Here is a 16,963-nt window from a genome sequence, read left to right on the forward strand (position 1 = left end):
TCTCCAAGGAAGGACGGGGAGTTGGTCGCTCGGCTCCGCACGCGGGCAGCGACGAACCGCTCGGGGACTGCCCGAGCCCGGTCTTCGTCAGGAGTGGCTGCCCGCGCTAGGCGGCAGGCGGCGGAAGTACGGTCAAACGCATGATCGACACCTTAGAAGGCGGCCCGTCCGGCGGGCAACTCCCCCTCGGCCGCCGACCGCTCCCCGCCCGGCCCCGAGGCGACGGGCCCGGAGGGCGCCTTGGGCGTGGACGACTGCGCGATGAGGGCGCCGGTCAGTACGAGCGCACCGCCGATGAGCTGCGGCGCGGCCAGGTGCTCCCCGAGCAGCACCCACGCCAGCACGGTGGCGATGACGGCTTCCAGACAGGCGACGACACCCGCCACCGCCGGTGACAGCAGCCGCACCGAGATCACGCCGGTGACGTACGCGATGACGGTGGCGAGCAGCACGATCCACACGAGGAGCAGCCAGGCGGGGACGTCCGTGCCGTTCATCGCGGTGTCGCCGCCGAGCACGGACCAGTCCATGCCCCATGGGCGCGCCACCACGGTCAGGACGGCGGCTCCGATCAGCAGTCCATAGGCGATGACTCCGACCGGATGCGGCGGCTCGGCACCGTCCGCCGCGTCCGCGCTCCCCTGGTCGGAGAGGACGAAGTAGCCGACCTGGCAGCAGGCCGCGCCCAGCGCGAGCAGCAGTCCGAAGGCATCGAAGCTCAGCCCGGCCCACACCTCGACCACACAGGCCAGACCGCCGACCGCGAGGACGACGCCGACGGCGGCCGCCCGGGTCACCGGGCGGCGCTGGACGAAGCGCACCCAGCCGAGGACCAGCGCCGGCGCCAGGTACTCGACGAGCAGTGCGACACCGACCGGGATACGGGAGATGGCGGCGAAATAGCAGGCCTGGACGCCCGCGACGGCGAGGAGGCCGAATCCCAGCAGCAGCACGGGGCGGCTGCGGACCAGATCCCGGTGGCGCCAGGCCACGGGCAGCATGACGAGCGCGGCGCCCGCCACCCTGAGCCACACCACGTGGAGCGGGTCCAGGCCCGCCTCGATGAGCGGCTTGGCCGCCACTCCTGAACCACCGAACGCGAAGGCCGAGGCGAGGGCGAGTCCCAGGCCGGCGCTTCTTCCCTGAGACGCGTGCATCGGCACATCATGACAGCCGGCGTCAGGAGCGTCACCCCCGTGACGCCTGACTTGGGTAACACTCCGATGTCAATGGCGACCCTGACATGGCGGGGCCGGTCACGCCTGGCCGGACGCCTCCACGATGCGGTCCGCCAGCAGCGCCGGGTCGACCCCCGCCCGCTCCAGCACCTTGACCGCCCGGCTCTCCCGGTCGGCGGCCAGTGCGGCGAGCAGGTCGAGTCCGCCGGCCCGCCCGCGCCCGAGCGCCTGCGCCCTGCGGGCGGCGTCCGCCATGGCCGACGCCGCCGAGGGCGACCACCCTTCGGCGCCCGCGTCCGTCACCACGTGGGCCGCACCCGAGTCCTCCACCGCGCCCTGCCAGCGGAGCCCGTATCCGATGCTGCGCTGCACGAGGTAGCCGAGCACCCTGGCCAGCTGCGGGCCGCCGTCGAAGGCTGAACGGACCGTCTGGTCCGACTCGATGAGGGAATGCAGCAGATGAGCCGTGTCGATCTGCCGGTCTCCGTCACGCAGGGCACGCCTGCGCGCGCTCGTCACCACGGCGGCCAGCTCGTCGGTGAGTCCGGCGTCGTACTCAGCACGGTGGTTCGGTGCGGGCTGCTGAGGGATCCGCGGGGTCGGGTTCTGCACACTTCCACCCCATCAGCCCGTATCGGCCGCGGCGTCCCCGGAGAGTCCCATTGCCGCATCCCACCCGAGTTGGGCACAGAGGAGCGAGACCTCCTCCTTGCGGATGAGATCGCGCCTTTCCGGGGCCGGATTCCCGCAAACGGCGCGCGCCGCCTTGCCTCACGCTCCCGGGGCAACCGCAAGCCTCCCCGTACACGTCTCTCAGGTCGAACACCATGACGGCCACGGGAGGGGGCGCCGGAGGTGAGCTGGCTCGTCTCGCTGCCGGCACTCGACGGGCGCGAGTACGTCTACCGGGTGCACGCGCCGTCCGACGCGCTGCGCGCGGATCTGTTCTGGGCGGCGTTCCACTGCCACGACGACGGACCGCATCCACGCGCCTGCGACCGGTTCGACGCGGCCCTGATCTGGCGGACCGGAACCGATCCAGCAGATCTGACGCTTCATCAGTATTGAATGTTCTCACCGCTGCGGCTACGTTCCGCGACACCGTAACCCGTCGAGAAGGGGTGGTCGCATGGCCGAAGTCAGTGCAGAAGCGCGTATCGCAGCACCGGCCGGCAAGGTCTGGGCCCAGCTGACCGACTTCAGCACGTACGGGGAGTGGAACGCCACCCACACCAGCTTCCCCAAGGGCGGCCCGGCCGGCCTCGAACTGGCGGGCACGTACGAGGAGAACATGAAGCTGATGGGCTTCCCCGCCGAGGTGACCTGGACGGTGTCGGAGCTGGAGGACGGCCGGCTGCTGACCACCACGGGGAAGGGGCCGATGGGCGTCAACCTCAAGATGAGTTATGTGCTCACTCCGGACGGGGACGCCACCACGATCCGGATCGACGGCGAGTTCACCGGGGCGGCGGTCTCGCTGATGGCCGGCAAGCTGAAGGACTCGGCCACCGCGGCCCTCATCGAGTCACTGCGCAAACTGGACGGGCTGATCGTCGCCTGACCCCGCCCGGCACGGCCACCGCCCCACCCGTACACAGCGAAGGACCCCGTGGCAGCACCACGGGGTCCTTCGGCACACCTCTTGCCACCTCACTCACCGTGCGGCTCAGTGCTCGTCGGCGAGGATGAGGTAGAGCTTCTTGCGGGCGTCGTTGATCACCGCCAACGCCTTCTCGCGCTGGTCGGCCGAGCCGGTCTTCCAGACCTGGCCGAACGCCTCCATCATGCCGAAACCGGCCTGCCGGACCTCGTTGAGGCTGTCCCAGTCGACACCCCGGCCGGCTTCCTCCCAGGGCGCGTCGGCCCCCGACTCCGCCTCGGTACGACCGGCGTCGGTGAGGGTGAACAGCTTCTTGCCACCCTCGCTCGCGCTGACGATCAGCCCCTCGTCCTCCAGCAGCTGGAGGGTCGGGTACACCGACCCCGGGCTGGGCCGCCAGGCCCCGCCGCTGCGCTCGCCGATCTCCTGGATCATCTCGTAGCCGTGCATCGGCCGGTCCTTCAGCAGCGCGAGGATCGACGCACGCACGTCACCACGGCGCGCCCTCCCCCGGCCGCCACCGCGGCCTCGCCCTCCGCCGAACGGACCGCCACCGAAGGGGCCGCCCCCGAACGGCGGGCCGAACTGCCCGAAGGCGGCGCGACGCCCCTCGAAGTCGCCCCGCTCGTACTCACCGGGGCCGAAGGGGCCGCGCCCCTGACCGTGCCCACGACCGTGCCCGTGCTCATGTCCATGTGAACGCATGACCGTTCTCCTTCTCTCATTGATCTTCCATCTATCGCTGTACTGTCGCGATGCGTCAACGATATATCGGAACCGGTCGTCCGACAAACCCCCTGTGCGGAACTCGCTCCGGGCGCCCGGGTCCGTGCCCGGCGGTCGGCAGCCAGGACGCCCGCACATGCCGGCTACGGCTACGCTCGTCGGCATGCCGAACCGTGTTCCGTTCAACGAGGCGCTGCTCGCGAGCGTGGGCACTCCTCAGCAGGCCGATCTCCTGGACAGCAGTCCGCGCTCACGCGTCTGGCGGGTGCGGCTGACCGACGGGCGACCGGTGATCGTCAAACAGATCACCGACGCCGGGGACGCGAGCGCCGACGCGGACACGCGCTTCGCGCGGGAGGCCGCCGGGCTGCGCCTGGCGGGACGGACCGCCGGGCGGCCCGCCGTGGCCCCCGCGGTGCTCGCCACCGACCCGCCCTCGCGGGTGCTGGTCCTCGAGCACCTGGAGGACCTCGGCAGGACGGACGACTGGATGCCGGGGTACGCCGAGTCGCTCGCCCGGCTGCACGCCGTGACCGGACCCGCCGACGCGGGCGCGCTACCGGCCTCGTCAGGGCCCACGGCCACCGACGCGGAGTCCTTCCTCACCCTGGCCAGAGCGCTCGACGTGCCCGTACCGTCCAGGGTTCCCGATGAACTCGCCGGTCTCCTGGAGCGGTTGGACCCCACCCCGCACCATGCCCTGCTGCACGGCGACCCCTGCCCCGGCAACGATCTGCGCACCGCCGACGGAGTCCGATTCGTCGACTTCGAACGCGCCTCGCTCGGCAACGGCCTGACCGAACTCGCCTACTTCCGCATCGGCTTCCCCACCTGTTGGTGCGCCATGTCGGTCACCGCGGCCCCGCTCGCGGAGGTCGAGGGCGTCTACCGGACCACCTGGCGCGGCCTCACCGGGAAGGATGTGCCGGGCGACCTCGCCGACGCGTGTGCGGGCTGGCTGATCCAGGGCGACGCGCTCGTCGAGCGGGCCCACCGCGGAACGGCCGACCAGTTCGCCCGGGTGGCCGCCGAGGACTTCGAGTGGGGCTACATCTCCGCCCGTGAGCGGCTCGTCCACCGCCTCGGCGTGGTCGCCGGCATGACCCGCGACCACGATCACCTGCACGCCCTCGGCCGCCTCGGCTCCGCCCTGGCCGGCCGCCTGCTCGAACGCTGGCCGACGCTGCGCCCGCTGCCCGCACATGACGCCCGCCCTTGGTACTAGGGCGTCACACTGCCGTCTGCCGCGCGACGGCAGTGTGACGACGGGCCCCCGCGCCGCGGCCGTCGGCTCATGTCCCGGCGCAAGGGCCCGACAGAGAGCGTCCGCCTCCGGGACACGTCATTCCGGGCCGCCGACCCGGAATTGGCCTTGGCCGACGGCTACGCCCCGCCCCTACCGTCGGACCATGAGGATTCGTATCGTCGACGCGTTCACCGACCGCCCCTTCTCCGGCAACCCCGCAGGTGTCCTGCTCCTGGGCCCGGAGGGCTTCCCCGATGACAGCCGCCTCCAGCAGATCGCCTCGGAGCTGAACCTGTCCGAGACCGCGTTCGCCCATCCGCTTCCGCCGGGCGGCGACGCCGACTGGGCGCTGCGCTGGTTCACCCCGTCCACCGAGGTCGACATGTGCGGCCACGCCACCCTCGCCACGGCCCACGCCCTGCACACCACCTCGACCGCGAGCGGCACGGTGCGCTTCGCCGCCCGGTGCGGGGTGCTCACCTCGACCGTGGACCCGGACGGCTCGATCGCACTCGATTTCCCGACCGCCCCCCTGACCCCCGAAGCCCCGCCGGCCGGACTGGCCGCCGCCCTCGGTGCGGAGCCCGTATCCGTGCACGACACGGGCCCGCACATCGGCGATCTCCTCGTGGAACTGGCCGACGAAACGGCCGTACGGGGCCTCTCGCCGGACTTCGCCGCGCTGGCCGCCCATGCGCGGCGCGGTGTCATCGCGACGGCTGCCGCCGCCTCACCGGACTGCGGCTACGACTTCGTGTCCCGCGGCTTCTTCCCCGCCGTGGGCATCGACGAGGACCCGGTGACGGGCAGCGCCCACACCGCCCTGGCGCCGTTCTGGTCGGCCCGGTTCGGCCGCGACGAGCTGACCGGCCTCCAGGCGTCCGCCCGTTCCGGTCTGGTCCGCACGTCCCTGCGCGGCGACCGCACCCTGCTGGCGGGCCGTGCCGTGACGGTCGTGGACGGCGAGCTGCTCGTCACCCTGTAACGACGGACGGCACGAGGGGTGCGCGGACCGTCCCGCGCACCCCTCACCCCCGCACGCCTGCCCCGGCCTCACGGGGTCGGCAGCCAGCCCACCTTCCCGGCGAGCAGCGCGTACCCGACGAACGCACCGATGTCGAGCAGGGCATGGGCGGCGACCAGCGGCCCCACGCGCTGCCAGCGGCGGTACAGCAGCACGAAGACGACGCCCATCACCATGTTGCCGATGAAGCCGCCGATGCCCTGGTACAGGTGGTACGAGCCGCGCAGGACCGAACTCGCCACCAGCGCGGCCATGGGAGTCCACCCCAACTGCCCCAGCCTGCGCAGCAGATAGCCGACGACGATCACTTCCTCCACCACGGCGTTCTGGATCGCCGACAGGATGAGCACGGGGAACTTCCACCACACGTCGGGCAGCGACTCGGGGACGACCGTGAGGTTGAAACCGGCGGTGCGGGCGACCAGATAGAAGGCCAGTCCCGCACTGCCGATCCCCGCCGCCACCAGCGTCCCGCGCCCGATGTCCGACCACGGCCTGGTGCGGTCGAAGCCGATGGCGCGCAGCCCCGTCCCCTCCCTGATCAGCAGATGCGCCACCAGGGCGACCGGCACCAGTGCCGTCGTGATGCCGAACAGCTGCCAGGCCAGATCCAGCCATGGGCGCCCCGGCGCGTAGGAGCTGTTGAGCGTGGCCGCCTGATCCTTCAAACCCCCTGGTTTCGTCAGGGATCCGACAAAACTGATCAGGGCAGACACTCCGCTGGCTCCCAGTGAGAGGGCCAGAACCAACACCGTTTCGGACCGCAAGATCCGTCGTGACACGGCCTCCTGGGGAAAAGATTCAGCCACTCGCCCCGCCTCCACCTGTACACCTGCCCTCAGTTGTGCATTCACGTCCCATGCTGCCCCCGGCCCCGCTAGGGTCTCGAATGCAGGTACGAAGATCATGCGCGACAGGCCGGGGGACGAGCACCATTGCCGATGGTGTGGTCCCCCTTTTCCTTGTTCATCCTCAAGGAGGGGCACCACCGACATGGGACGTCACAGCTTGCCGGACGACTACGCCACGGATGGAAGCGGGGACCGTCCACCGCGCCGCCGCCGTACCGTAGCCATCGCCACCATGCTCGTTCTCGCCGTGGCAGCGGGAACGGCGGTTGCGGCACAGGGCGGCCTGCTGTCGTTCTCGAAGTCCTGCGAGGACACCGCCGTGCACCTGTCCATGATGACCTCGCCGGACATCGCCCCCGCCGTGCGTGCCGTCGCCGACAAGGCGCGCAAGGACAATCTGAGATCCGACGGCCACTGCGTGGACGTGGACGTGGTGGCCCGCGACTCGTACAAGGTCGCGGACGCCCTCGCCCGGGGCACCAGTGCGCCGGACTACCAGATGTGGCTCCCCGACTCCGACCTCTGGCTGAACCGGGCGAAGGGCCTCGGAGACGCCATCCCGATCACCCCGGGCGACTCCGTCGCCTCGTCACCCGTCACGCTCGCCATGGTGCCCTCCGCGGCCAAGAGCCTCGGCTGGCCCGAGAAGAAGTACTCCTGGGCCGAACTGACGGCCGCGGCCATGGAGTCCGACAAGGTACGTCTGGGCTCGGCCGACCCCGCACGCAGCGCCACGGGCCTGCTGGCCCTCACGAGCATCGGGATCTCCTCCGACAAACTGGGCGGGGACAGCGACACGAGGGCCGCGGCCACCGCCAAGCTGCTCGCCCAGCGGATGTCGGACGGCGATACCCAGGTCGTGGAGACCCTGCCCCAGGACAGTTCCGGCGCGGAACAGGGAAATCCGGCCCGGAACCAGGCGGTGCTCCTCTCCGAGCAGGCCGCGTTCGCCCACAACGCCGAGTCGACGGGCGGCAGCAAGCTCGACCTCTTCTACCCGAAGGACGGCGCTCCGCTCCTCAACTACCCGTTCACCCTGGTCAACGAGGAGGAACAGACGACGGACGAGAGCCGGGCAGCCCTGCGCTTCATGACGCTGCTGTCCGAGGACGCCTCCCAGCGCACACTGCAGGAGCACGGCTTCCGGACCGTGGACGGCACGGCGGACGAGACCCTGGTCGCCTCGGCCGGCGGCAGGTCACCCCAGCCGTACGCCACAGCGCCGGGGGCCGCGCCCTCGGACGAGACGCTGCAGGAGACGCTCGGCATGTGGACGATCACCGTCCAGAGCGCACGGCTCACCACGGTCGTCGACGCCTCGGGGTCGATGGCCACGATCGTGCCGGGCCGCAACCAGTCGCGGATGGACGTCACCAAGGCGTCCCTGATCCAGGCTCTCAACCAGTTCACGCCGAACGACGAGATCGGTCTCTGGGAGTTCGCCACCACGCTCGACGGCGACAAGGACTACCGCCGTCTGGTGGAGACCAGCAGACTCGGCGACGCGGCCAAGGGCGGGGGCACGCACCGCGACAAGCTCGCCGCGGCGTTCTCCTCGCTGAAGCCCGTGCCCGACGGGGCCACGGGCCTCTACGACACCGCGCTGGCCGCTTACAAGGAGGCGCAGCGTACGTACGTGAAGGGCAAGTTCAACGCCGTCGTGATCCTCACCGACGGCTCGAACCAGGACGACCGCTCCATCTCGCGGTCCGCCCTGATCGCCGAACTCAAGAAGATCACCGACCCGGAGCGCCCGGTTCCGCTGCTCGCCATCGCGGTCGGCCCCGACGCGGACCGCGAAGAGGTCAATGAGATAGCGAAGGTGACCGGTGGCGGCGGCTATCAGGTCAGCGACCCGGCGGAGATCCAGGCGGTGATCCTGCAGGCCGTCATGACCGCGGGGCAGAGCGGTGGCGGCGCCGGGGAGTAGCGCTCGCACCGCACGCCGCCCAGGTCACGCGCCGGGGCGGCGGACGGGGCCGCGGGCCCGTGTTCCTCCACGGGCCCGGGCGGACCGGCGGCCGCGGCCGGCCCCGTCTCACCGGGCGGGAAGGTCCACCGGCCAGGTGTGGACGGGCTCGCCGGCCTGCATCAGTTCGGCGTACCTCCGGGTCATGGCGGCGAGCGCCTCGGCCCGCCCCAGCCCCACCTCCCTCGCCCGGTGATAGGTGTCGGCCTGCCAGGACGCACCGTTCGTCCGCCGCCTGCAGCGCTCCTCGATGATCCCCAGGTAGTGGTCCCGGTCCGCGGGCTCGATGTTCCAGGCATCGAGGCCAGCGGCGGCCAGGGGCAGCAGCTCGTCCCGCACGAGTTTGACGGCCGGCACCCGGGTCAGTCCGCCGGAGCGGCCGGGCCGGGGCCAGAGCAGCTCGGCATCGATGCCCTGGCGGCAGGCGGTCTCGAAGTTCTCGGCCGCGGCGGTGAAGGGCATCCTGGTCCACACCGGCCGGGATTCCTCCGCGAGTGCCCGTACGAGCCCGTAGTAGAGCGCCGTGTTGGCGATCACGTCGGCGACGGTCGGTCCCGCGGGAAGCACCCGGTTCTCCACCCTCAGGTGCGGTACGCCGTCCGCCAGCCCGTAGACCGGACGGTTCCACCGGTAGACCGTGCCGTTGTGCAGGACGAGTTCCTGGAGCCCGGGCACTCCTCCCTCGTCGATGACCCGCAGGGGATCCTCCTCGTCACAGATCGGCAGCAGCGGGGGAAAGTAGCGGAGGTTCTCCTCGAAGAGCTCGTAGGCCGAGTCGACCCACCGCTCACCGAACCAGGTCCTCGGCCGCACCCCTTGGTTCTGCAGTTCCGGCGGCCTGGTGTCCGTCGCCTGCTGGAAGAGCGGTGGCCGCGACTCCCGCCACAGCTCCCGGCCGAACAGGAAGGGGGAGTTGGCTCCCAGGGCCACCTGGACCGCGGCGACGGCCTGGGCCGCGTTCCACACGTCGGCGAAGCGTTCCGGGGTCACCTGCAGATGGAGCTGTACCGAGGTGCAGGCGGCCTCCGGTGTGATCGACCCCGAGGTGCAGACCAGTCGCTCCACGCCCTCGATATCCAGGGAGAAATCCTCGCCGCGCGCCGCCACCATTTGATCGTTCAGCAGCGCGTAGCGGTCGACATCGGAGAGGTTGGACCGGACCATGTCCTCGCGTCCGAGGGTGGGAAGTATTCCGATCATCATGATCCCGGCATCGACCTCGGCAGCCTTCCGGTCGGCATATCCGAGACCCGTTCTCAGCTCCTCGGCCAGTTGATCGAGAACACGGCCTGAAAGATTATGTGGAACTATGTTCACTTCGAGATTGAACATCCCCAGTTCCGTCTGGAAATCACGGCTGGCGATGCGATCCAGAACCTGTCCATTCAACATCTTCGGCATACCGTCGGCGCCCGCCAGATTCAGTTCGATCTCCATGCCCATGAGGTTGCGCGGCCGGTCGAACCTCCGCTCCGCCAGGAGCCTCCCCAGCCCCTCCAGGCACTGATGGAGTTTCCTCCGGTACTTCTGCCGGTCGGACAGGTCAAAGGCGCCCGCAACGACCTTCTCCCCCATCGAAGTATCCCTCCTCGAGTGGGCAGCCCGCGGCCCAGGCCGCTCGCGTCACGGTCGATAATGCCCAGGCAACGAGATCCATAACGCCCCACGGGCGCCGCGCACCCGCTAATCTGACGGCTGAGGCCCGGGGCACATTCACTCGGCATGAAGCAGTGCACAGATTCCCTGGACGGCACGCAGGGAAAGCAGCGACACGTTTCAGCCTACCGCTGCGCGGGAAAAACCCGAGGCGGTGGCTGCGCCGCTCACACCGAATCAGCATAATCTCCGCATAATTAAGTCCGGATACCGCCTTGCCGGCAATAGCCGTGGCGGCTAGTGGAAACACCGCGTGAACACGTGTCGTATAAACTCCGCGGACGAGGCAGAGAGTTGACGCACCGGCCCAGTCACCGGCCTCCTCTGGCCCCGCACGCCGACAGCGCCGTCTGCACCCGCCCACGCTCCACCGTGTCTCCGAAGTGAGAGGCGACCCACTATGCCGCTGCATGTACCCCCGGCTCCCGCGCCCGCTCTGCGCAGCGTTCTCGCGGCGCTCGGTTCACCGACCGCGGTCCGCGAGGCCCGCACCCCCGCTCTGCGAGCCGTCCAGGGACCGCTGAGCCCCGAACACCCGCTCCCCGTCCATGTGCTGGACCGCATCGGCCGGGACGGGCCGGCGCCCACGACCAGGCTCACCGGATGGCGCTTCCTGATCCGCAGTACGGAGCGGGCCGTCGCGGCGGCGGACACGATGCTCACCCCCGACGGCTGGGCCTTCTCGCACTTCTTCGAAGGCCCGTACATCGCCTCGACCGAACTCGCCCTGCGCCACGCGGAAGCGGCGGCGACGCCGTACCAGCCGAGGCTGCTGTCCATCCCCGAGCTCTACATGCTGGCGCTGTGGCTGCACGGGGACACCGGGGCCGACGCGTCCGGCGGGTCCCCCGCCCCGGCCGATCTGCTGGTACCGCTGGCTCCCGCCCCACCGGGCATCGCGGCACACCGTCCGCACCGGGTCGCTGATCTGCTCCCCGTGATCACCACCCGTATCGCACCCGGCCCCGGCCCCCTGCTCGGCTCCCCCGCCTGAGCCCCGGCTCCCCCCACTTGATGGCACTGTGCCCCGCCACCGGATCCGGTGGCGGGGCACAGTGCCATCAAGTGGGGGCCCCTCCTGCCCATCCGGACTAGCCCCATCCGGCCACCCCGAACCACCCGAAGTGACAGTGCAGTTGCGTTGAACCGTCCGGGCGGGTGATGCGTCATGAGAGGAGAAGAAGCGCTGCTGCGAAATCCCTGCGGATCGACGTCCGTGGGGCAACACTGGGACCGGACCGATCGATACGGGGGGCGGCCATGAACACCTCTTCAAGCCGCAGGACACTCAACTCAACGCAGCGAAAGAACCCAGCCATGTGTCAGCACCAGCCAGCCTGCCCGACAGCCGACTCCGCCGACCGGGAAGCCGCCCGCCTTGTGGCGCACCACCCGGAACAGGGCTGGAGCCTGCTGTGCAACGGCGTCCTGCTCTTCGAGGACACCGGTGAGCTGCTCCCGGACGGGCAGATCATCGCCCCGCACCGGCCGCTGGGAACGGGCCGGGTGGTGAAGGCGGCCTGAACGGCCGTACGGAAAAGGGGCCGGCCCGGAGAGTTCTCCGCACCGGCCCCCACGCGTCTCCGCGTCACGCCCTGTGATTCGGCGTCAGTTGTCGTACTCCTCCAGCGGCGGGCAGGAGCAGACGAGGTTGCGGTCACCGAACGCGCCGTCGATCCGGCGCACCGGAGGCCAGTACTTGTCGGCAGCCGAGACCCCGGCCGGGAAGACGGCCACCTCGCGGCTGTAGGCGTGCTCCCACTCCCCGCCCAGCGCGGCCGCGGTGTGCGGGGCGTTGCCCAGCGGGTTGTCGTCCGCACTCCACTCGCCCGAGGCGACCTTCTCGATCTCGCCGCGAATGGCGATCATCGTGTCGCAGAACCGGTCCAGCTCAGCAAGGTCCTCGCTCTCGGTCGGCTCGATCATGAGCGTGCCCGCGACGGGGAACGACATGGTCGGCGAGTGGAAGCCGTAGTCGATGAGGCGCTTGGCGACGTCGTCGATGCTGACGCCGGTCGCCTTCGAGATGGGCCGCAGATCCACGATGCACTCGTGCGCGACCAGTCCCGCCGGGCCGTTGTACAGGATCGGGTAGTGCGGCTCCAGCCGCTTGGCGATGTAGTTGGCCGCGAGGACGGCGACCTGCGTCGCACGCTTCAGCCCCTCGCCACCCATCAGGCGTACGTAGGCCCACGAGATCGGGAGGATGCCGGCCGAGCCCCACGGAGCGGCCGAGATCGGTCCGACACCGGTCTCCGGACCGGCGGCGGGCTGCAGCGGGTGGTTCGGGAGGTACGGCGCCAGGTGCGCGCGCACACCCACGGGACCGACACCGGGACCGCCGCCGCCGTGCGGGATGCAGAAGGTCTTGTGCAGGTTCAGGTGCGAGACGTCGCCGCCGAAGTGTCCCGGCTTGGCGAGGCCCACCAGCGCGTTGAGGTTGGCTCCGTCGACGTACACCTGCCCGCCGGCGTCGTGCACCTCGCCGCAGATGTCGGCGACGTGCTCCTCGAAGACACCGTGCGTGGACGGGTAGGTGATCATGAGCACGGCGAGCTCGTCGCGGTGCTGCGCGATCTTGGCGCGGAGGTCCTCGATGTCGACCTCGCCGTCGTCGGCGGTCTTCACCACGACGACCTTCATCCCGGCCATCACGGCGCTCGCGGCGTTGGTCCCGTGCGCGGAGGACGGGATCAGACAGACAGTGCGGCCCTCGTCGCCATTGGCGCGGTGGTACGCGCGCACGGCCAGCAGCCCCGCGAACTCGCCCTGCGAGCCGGCGTTCGGCTGGATGGACACCGCGTCGTAGCCGGTGACCTCGGCCAGACGCTCCTCCAGCTCACGGATGAGTGTCAGGAAGCCCTCGGCCTGCTCGGCCGGCGCGAAGGGGTGCAGTGCGCCGAACTCGGGCCAGGTGATCGACTCCATCTCGGCGGTCGCGTTCAGCTTCATGGTGCAGGAACCGAGCGGGATCATGCCGCGGTCCAGCGCGTAGTCACGGTCGGCGAGCTTGCGCAGGTAGCGCAGCATCGCGGTCTCGGAACGGTGCTGGTGGAAGACCGGGTGGGTCAGGTACGCGTCGGTGCGCAGCAGCCCCTCGGGCAGTGCGTCGGCGGTCGTGGCGTCCAGCGCCTCGATGTCGCCCTCGGCGCCGAAGGCCGCCCAGACGGCCGCGATCTGGGCGCGGGTCGTGGTCTCGTCGCAGGCGAGCGAGACGAGGTCGCCGTCGACGAGCCGCAGGTTGACCCCACGGTCACGGGCGTCGGCGACGACCGCGGAGGCCTTGCCCGGAACCCGGACGGTGAGCGTGTCGAAGTGGGCACCGGTCACCACGTCGACACCGGCGGCCCGCAGGCCCTCGGCCAGGATGGCGGCGTAGCGGTGGGTGCGCCGGGCGATCGTCCGGAGCCCGTCGGGGCCGTGGTAGACGGCGTACATGCCGGCCATCACGGCGAGCAGCACCTGTGCGGTGCAGATGTTGCTGGTGGCCTTCTCGCGGCGGATGTGCTGCTCGCGGGTCTGCAGGGCCAGCCGGTACGCCTTGTTGCCGTCCGCGTCCACGGAGACACCGACGAGACGGCCCGGGAGGCTGCGCGCGAACTTCTCGCGCACCGCCATGAAGCCGGCGTGCGGTCCGCCGAAGCCCATCGGCACGCCGAAGCGCTGTGTGGTGCCGACGGCGATGTCCGCGCCCAGGTCTCCGGGGGACGTGAGCAGGGTGAGGGCGAGCAGGTCGGCGGCCACCGTGACGATGGCGCCGAGCTCGTGGGCCTGCTCGATGACGGGCTTGATGTCCCGTACGGCTCCGGAGGCGCCCGGGTACTGCAGCAGCACGCCGAAGACGCCGCGCTCGGCGAGCTCGGCCGGGATCCCGTCGGTGAGGTCGGCGACGACGACCTCGACACCGGTCGGCTCGGCACGCGTCTCGATGACGGCGACGGTCTGCGGGAGGGTGTCCGCGTCGACCAGGAAGACGCCGTTCTTGACCTTGCCGACGCGCCGGGCCAGTGCCATGGCCTCGGCCGCGGCGGTGCCCTCGTCGAGCAGCGAGGCGCCGGAGGTGGGCAGCCCGGTGAGCTCGGCGACCATGGTCTGGAAGTTCAGGAGGGCTTCGAGGCGCCCCTGGGAGATCTCGGGCTGGTACGGCGTGTAGGCCGTGTACCAGGCGGGGTTCTCCATCACGTTGCGGAGGATCACCGGCGGGGTGAACGTCCCGTAGTAGCCGAGCCCGATCATCGGGGCCAGGACCTGGTTGCGGTCGGCGAGCAGGCGTAGCTCGGCGAGGACCTCGGCCTCGGTCCGGGCGGCCGGCAGGTTCAGGGCCTCGGCACTCCTGATCACATCGGGCACCGCGGCGGCGGTGAGCTCGACGAGCGAGCCGTAACCGACCTGGGCGAGCATCTTCGCCTGTGCCTCGGCATCGGGACCGATGTGGCGCTGCTCGAACGGGATTCCCTGTTCCAGCTGGGAGAGCGAAGTGCGACGGGGGGTCATGATGGAGGCCTCCTGGTCTGTCACGACCTGCGAGGGGCACCACGGCGCGGGGTGCCCGAACGGCCTCCCCCTCTGTCATCTCAACCTGAGAGCTTCACCGGTGCCCACGGGGCGCACCGGCTTTCACCGTCGGTGAGGATGGGTTCCGGCCCGGCCGTGGCCGTGCGGAACCCGCCCTGCTTTCCAGAGTGACCTCGTCCGTGCGGTACGGGGGCCTGAGAGATTCCGGGGAGGATTTGCTCCTTCGGCGCCCTCCGGTTTTCCTCCGGAGGACTCTCCCGCACGGGGTCAGCAGCCATGGCCAGCCTACCAGCGGGGTATGCGAAGGAGATCTCGAGTGGCCGACGCCACGAATCTGCACTTCTGTAGTGCCTGTGGAGCAGCCACGACCCGTGGGAGGGACCGTGCAGACCGACATCGATCCGCGCAGCCTGATCGGCCGCAAGGCGTTCGACCGCAAGGGCACCAAGATCGGAACCGTGGACGAGGTGTACCTCGACGACGCGACGGGTGTGCCCGAATGGGCGGCCGTGCGTACCGGACTGTTCAGCCGGGACGCCTTCGTCCCGCTGGAGCCCAGCGAATTCGTCGAGGACACGCTGCGCATCCCCTTCGACCGTGCCCTGATCAAGGACGCACCCGACTTCGGGGTCGGCCGCCATCTCTCGCCGGAACAGGAGCTCCAGCTCTACCGGCACTACGGTCTGGACTCGGCGGCACCCGTCGAGAGCGCTGCGGACCGTGACTTCGGCAAGCTGGCCGGCCAGGACGAGTAGTCCACCGGGTTCCGCACGAGCGGCAGCGGATCGGCGGGCTGCAGTTCCGGATCGTCGATACGGAACGTGCGGACCCTGCCGGGCGCCGATTCCGGCTCCTCGAACCGCACCGTCACCCGGCCGACCCCGCTTCCCTGCACCCAGCCGTGCCCGTACGTCTCGTGACGTACGTCGTGCCCGGCCGGCCAGCGCCGTGCGGCAAGCTGCTCCGGGCTCTCGTGCGCGGGTTCCTCGCTCTCCGGCCCTCCGTCGTCCGCGTCGGCGTGCGCGCCCGGCGCCGCGACGTCCGGGAGCTCGGCGGCCATCCGCTCACCGGCTGCCTGGGCGAACAGATCCTCCTGGGTGAAGTCGGCGAGGCCGGTGACGCCGACGCCGAGCAGGCGCACGCCCCCGGTCGTGTCCACCGCCTCCAGGAGCCGCGCAGCGGCCTCTCTCACGACCGAGGGGTCGTCCGTGGGCCCGCGGAGCGTCTCCGAACGGGTGAGCGTCGAGAAGTCGTAGCGCCGCACCTTCAGCACCACCGTGCGTCCTGACCGTCCGGCGGCCCTCAGCCGGTGGACGCAGCGGTCGGCCAGTCGCTCCACCTCGGTCCGCACCCGGACCCGGTCGTGGAGATCCGTGTCGAAGGTGTCCTCGACGGAGACCGATTTGGCATCGCGCTCGGCGACCACCGGCCGGTCGTCGTGCCCGGACGCCATGCGGTGCAGGGAGGCGCCGTGCGCCTTGCCCAGCAGCCTTACGAGCTCCGCCTCGCCCGCCTCGGCGAGGTCGTTGACCGTGGTCATCCCGGCGCGGCGGAGATGGTCAGCGGTGGCGGGGCCCACGCCGGGCAGGGTGCGCACCGGCATGGGTGCGAGCAGCGCGCGCTCCGTGCCCGGCTCTATCAGCAGGATCCCGTTGGGTTTGGCCTCCTCGGAGGCGATCTTCGCCAGCATCTTGGAGCCCGCGAGGCCGACCGAGCCGCTGAGCCCCGTGACCGCCTCGATCGCCGCGCGCAGCTGCTCGCCGATCTCCATGGCCGAGGCCGTGTCGTCCGCGGTCCCGCCCGCCTCCAGGTCGACGAAGGCCTCGTCGAGGCTGAGCGGCTCCACCAGGGGCGAGAGGCGGCCCAGCAGCTCCATGACCTGGTCGCTCACGGTCCGGTAGAGCGTGAAGCGCGGCACCAGGTAGGCCGCGTTCGGCGCCAGCCTTCTGGCCTGCGCCATCGGCATCGCCGAATGCACCCCGAACCGACGTGCCTCGTAGGAGGCGGTGGCGACGACTCCACGAGGGCCGAGTCCGCCCACCACGACCGGCTTGCCCCGCAGGCTCGGCTTCGCCGCCTGCTCCGCGGACGCGTAGAAGGCATCCATGTCCAGATGCAGGATGGTGGGCGCGGCTCTCACATCAATCGATGGTGCCCTACGGCACTGACAGTCGCCCTGTCACAGGGGCCGGCGCACC

General features: G+C 70.7%; 15 protein-coding genes and 1 riboswitch. Of the genes, 8 read left to right on the forward strand and 7 right to left on the reverse strand.

Annotation, left to right across the window (positions count from 1 at the left end):
* Window positions 1-152: 152 nt before the first annotated feature.
* Together OG446_RS04195 and OG446_RS04200 are read right to left on the reverse strand one after the other, a co-directional pair.
* Complete coding sequence (locus OG446_RS04195; protein ID WP_328892760.1) at window positions 153-1,157, reverse strand: EamA family transporter; 1,005 nt, start codon at window positions 1,155-1,157, stop codon at window positions 153-155.
* Window positions 1,158-1,256: 99 nt separating this feature from the next.
* Complete coding sequence (locus OG446_RS04200) at window positions 1,257-1,790, reverse strand: Clp protease N-terminal domain-containing protein (protein ID WP_328892761.1); 534 nt, start codon at window positions 1,788-1,790, stop codon at window positions 1,257-1,259.
* 243 nt (window positions 1,791-2,033) lie between these two features.
* Between OG446_RS04200 and OG446_RS04205 the strand changes: the two genes are divergently transcribed.
* Together OG446_RS04205 and OG446_RS04210 are read left to right on the forward strand one after the other, a co-directional pair.
* Complete coding sequence (locus OG446_RS04205; protein WP_328892762.1) at window positions 2,034-2,246, forward strand: hypothetical protein; 213 nt, start codon at window positions 2,034-2,036, stop codon at window positions 2,244-2,246.
* 61 nt (window positions 2,247-2,307) lie between these two features.
* A complete protein-coding gene (locus OG446_RS04210) occupies window positions 2,308-2,739 on the forward strand; it encodes a type II toxin-antitoxin system Rv0910 family toxin (RefSeq protein ID WP_328892763.1) in 432 nt (143 codons plus the stop codon).
* Between the two features lie 105 nt (window positions 2,740-2,844).
* Here the strand turns inward: OG446_RS04210 and OG446_RS04215 are convergent, their stop codons facing one another.
* A complete protein-coding gene (locus OG446_RS04215) occupies window positions 2,845-3,483 on the reverse strand; it encodes a PadR family transcriptional regulator (protein WP_328892764.1) in 639 nt (212 codons plus the stop codon).
* Window positions 3,484-3,667: 184 nt separating this feature from the next.
* Between OG446_RS04215 and OG446_RS04220 the strand changes: the two genes are divergently transcribed.
* Both OG446_RS04220 and OG446_RS04225 read left to right on the forward strand, forming a co-directional pair.
* The gene (locus tag OG446_RS04220; protein ID WP_328892765.1) at window positions 3,668-4,729 is read left to right on the forward strand and encodes a phosphotransferase; all 1,062 of its coding nucleotides are present in this window, start codon (window positions 3,668-3,670) and stop codon (window positions 4,727-4,729) included.
* A gap of 184 nt (window positions 4,730-4,913) precedes the next feature.
* Window positions 4,914-5,735: a PhzF family phenazine biosynthesis protein gene (locus OG446_RS04225; protein ID WP_328892766.1), complete on the forward strand. Its 822-nt coding sequence runs from the start codon at window positions 4,914-4,916 to the stop codon at window positions 5,733-5,735.
* 68 nt (window positions 5,736-5,803) lie between these two features.
* Here OG446_RS04225 and OG446_RS04230 read toward each other — a convergent pair whose 3' ends face one another.
* Window positions 5,804-6,583 carry a CPBP family intramembrane glutamic endopeptidase gene (locus tag OG446_RS04230; RefSeq protein ID WP_328892767.1) on the reverse strand — a complete coding sequence of 260 codons (780 nt, stop codon included), beginning with the start codon at window positions 6,581-6,583 and terminating at the stop codon, window positions 5,804-5,806.
* Window positions 6,584-6,767: 184 nt separating this feature from the next.
* Between OG446_RS04230 and OG446_RS04235 the strand changes: the two genes are divergently transcribed.
* Window positions 6,768-8,555 (forward strand): substrate-binding and VWA domain-containing protein, encoded by a 1,788-nt coding sequence (locus tag OG446_RS04235; RefSeq protein WP_328892768.1) that lies wholly within the window; start codon window positions 6,768-6,770, stop codon window positions 8,553-8,555.
* A 108-nt stretch (window positions 8,556-8,663) separates the two neighbouring features.
* Here OG446_RS04235 and OG446_RS04240 read toward each other — a convergent pair whose 3' ends face one another.
* The gene (locus OG446_RS04240) at window positions 8,664-10,169 is read right to left on the reverse strand and encodes a glutamate-cysteine ligase family protein (protein ID WP_328892769.1); all 1,506 of its coding nucleotides are present in this window, start codon (window positions 10,167-10,169) and stop codon (window positions 8,664-8,666) included.
* Between the two features lie 481 nt (window positions 10,170-10,650).
* Between OG446_RS04240 and OG446_RS04245 the strand changes: the two genes are divergently transcribed.
* Both OG446_RS04245 and OG446_RS04250 read left to right on the forward strand, forming a co-directional pair.
* Window positions 10,651-11,244, forward strand: coding sequence for a hypothetical protein (locus tag OG446_RS04245; RefSeq protein ID WP_328892770.1), 594 nt, complete (start codon window positions 10,651-10,653; stop codon window positions 11,242-11,244).
* Between the two features lie 323 nt (window positions 11,245-11,567).
* Entirely contained in the window at window positions 11,568-11,774 is a 207-nt protein-coding gene (locus OG446_RS04250; protein ID WP_148015119.1) for a DUF5999 family protein, read from the forward strand.
* 84 nt (window positions 11,775-11,858) lie between these two features.
* On the opposite strand, the gene gcvP is transcribed toward OG446_RS04250, so the two are convergent.
* Window positions 11,859-14,744 (reverse strand): aminomethyl-transferring glycine dehydrogenase, encoded by a 2,886-nt coding sequence (gcvP, locus tag OG446_RS04255; RefSeq protein WP_328892771.1) that lies wholly within the window; start codon window positions 14,742-14,744, stop codon window positions 11,859-11,861.
* 193 nt (window positions 14,745-14,937) lie between these two features.
* A riboswitch (glycine riboswitch) is annotated at window positions 14,938-15,035 on the reverse strand.
* Window positions 15,036-15,148: 113 nt separating this feature from the next.
* Between gcvP and OG446_RS04260 the strand changes: the two genes are divergently transcribed.
* Entirely contained in the window at window positions 15,149-15,520 is a 372-nt protein-coding gene (locus tag OG446_RS04260) for a PRC-barrel domain-containing protein (protein ID WP_328892772.1), read from the forward strand.
* On the opposite strand, the gene OG446_RS04265 is transcribed toward OG446_RS04260, so the two are convergent.
* The gene (locus OG446_RS04265; protein ID WP_328892773.1) at window positions 15,442-16,905 is read right to left on the reverse strand and encodes a DNA polymerase IV; all 1,464 of its coding nucleotides are present in this window, start codon (window positions 16,903-16,905) and stop codon (window positions 15,442-15,444) included. The genes OG446_RS04260 and OG446_RS04265 overlap by 79 nt on opposite strands.
* Window positions 16,906-16,963: the final 58 nt, after the last annotated feature.

Source organism: Streptomyces sp. NBC_00236 (assembly GCF_036195045.1).
In the GTDB taxonomy this organism is placed as follows: Bacteria; Actinomycetota; Actinomycetes; order Streptomycetales; family Streptomycetaceae; genus Streptomyces.